Source organism: Arthrobacter sp. 10T413_2, from assembly GCF_056394205.1.
The window spans coordinates 1-1,732 of the sequence record NZ_JBFTHK010000330.1; the positions used below are offsets into that span (position 1 = coordinate 1).

Genomic DNA, 1,732 nt, shown 5'->3' on the forward strand with positions numbered 1-1,732 from the left:
GATCGTACGGGCGCCTAAACTGGTCAACATCGTCCCGGCCTAGCTGGACGTAGCAGCCAGACGCACGAGCCTGACACTGGCCGCCGGCAGATGCCGGCGGCCAGTGGCGCCAAGGCCCGTGGTGCCAACGCGGCGGGCACCGACCCCGTGGCCGCAGGTCCACTCCAAACCATCCAGTCCAGGCGTCCCGACAGCAGGAGGTCCCCGGTGCCAGAGCGCGAATCAGGCTGGCCGTGGTTGCGCGAGCGGTTCGTCCGGCTCCGGCCGGGCCACCGGGCCGGCGTCGCCCCCGAAGCCGTACCGGGCGCCGTCGTGCAGGTTGCGGTGGTCACGGACTCTGCCKCCGCGCTGCCCGCCGACTGGGTCCGGGAGTTCAGCGCTGACGGCCGGCTCACGGTGGTGCCGATGCCCGTCATGGTGGGCGCCGAAATCTACGGCGAAGGCGAGGACGACATCGCCGAGACGATCGCCGTGGCCCTGGCCAGCGGAAAGCCMGTCAAGACCTCGCGTCCTTCACCGGGCCAGTTTGAACACGCCTACCGGGCGGCCGGCGGGCGTGGCTTCCAGTCCGTGGTTTCGATCCATATTTCCGGTGACCTGTCCGGGACCGCCGACGCAGCACGGCTGGCAGCCGAACGGGTCGGCATCCCTGTGGAGGTCGTCGACTCGCGGACCGTCGGCATGGCGCAGGGGATGGGCGTGCAGGGCGCCGTTGTCGCGGCGGCCGAGGGCCGGAACGCGGCTGAAGTGAAGGCCTTCGCGCAGGACCGGCTGGACCGCACCAAGGTGTACTTCTACGTTCCGAGCCTGGAACAGCTGCGCCGCGGCGGCCGGATCGGGGCGGCCGCCTCGCTCTGGGGGACCATGCTCTCCATCAAACCCATCCTTGCCGTTGACGACGGCCGGATCATTCCGCTGGAAAAAGTCCGGTCCGCGGCGAAGGCCATTGCGCGGCTGGAAGAAATCGTTGCCGCCGATGCCTCCGCCCGCCCGGCCGGGCAGGCGCGGCTGGCCGTGCATCACTTCGGCAATCAAGCCCAGGCCGAGGAGCTTGCCAGCCGCCTCGCGGCAGCGTTGCCGGCCTGTCCGCCGGCCCAGATCAGCGCCCTCCCCGCCGTCCTGGCTGCCCATGCAGGGCTCGGCGTGCTGGCAGTGATCGTGGGGGAGGGCAGTGCCCCCGGCACCGKGGAAGCGGGCGCGGACGGCGGCAGCCAGTCTGCAGGCCCGACCACGGKCGGCGTCCGTCAGTACGCCAGGGAACCGGGCACCGGCAGGGCCGCCGCTGAAACTGGCGACTAGCGCCTGTTCCTCTGCTGCGCACAGAGGACTCTGGCCGGGAAAGTGCGCTGGCGGTAAAGTCACTGCACCGAATCCCAGCGCAACCGGAGGCCGTCATGGCAATGCAGGTGCACCACGTAGCCCAGTTCGATCGCGACGTCGCCGAGGAGGTGACGAAGTGGCTGAAATACCTCAAGGGCCAAGTCACCAGTGTCCAGTTCCTCACCACCACCGTTCCGGACCCCAAGGCCGCCGACAAGTGGCGGGTGCAGTACGAGGCTTACATCACCTACCAGCAGTGACTTCCGGCAGGTAGCTGCGCCTCACGGCGTTGGCCGGGGCGTGTGCAGGTAGCTGCGCCTCACGGCGTTGGCCGGGGCGTGTGCAGGGAGGTCGCCAGGGACGTCGGCCGCGGCGTCGCTCGTGAGGTTGGTTCCGGCGTCTGATCCGGTGT

At 70.0% G+C, this 1,732-nt stretch carries 2 protein-coding genes; both read left to right on the forward strand.

Annotated elements, in window-relative coordinates; all coding sequences use genetic code 11:
• Positions 1-207: 207 nt before the first annotated feature.
• Positions 208-1,299 carry a DegV family protein gene (locus tag AC1DBQ_RS23190; RefSeq protein WP_476930732.1) on the forward strand — a complete coding sequence of 364 codons (1,092 nt, stop codon included), beginning with the start codon at positions 208-210 and terminating at the stop codon, positions 1,297-1,299.
• 95 nt (positions 1,300-1,394) lie between these two features.
• The gene (locus AC1DBQ_RS23195) at positions 1,395-1,580 is read left to right on the forward strand and encodes a hypothetical protein (RefSeq protein WP_090581036.1); all 186 of its coding nucleotides are present in this window, start codon (positions 1,395-1,397) and stop codon (positions 1,578-1,580) included.
• Positions 1,581-1,732: the final 152 nt, after the last annotated feature.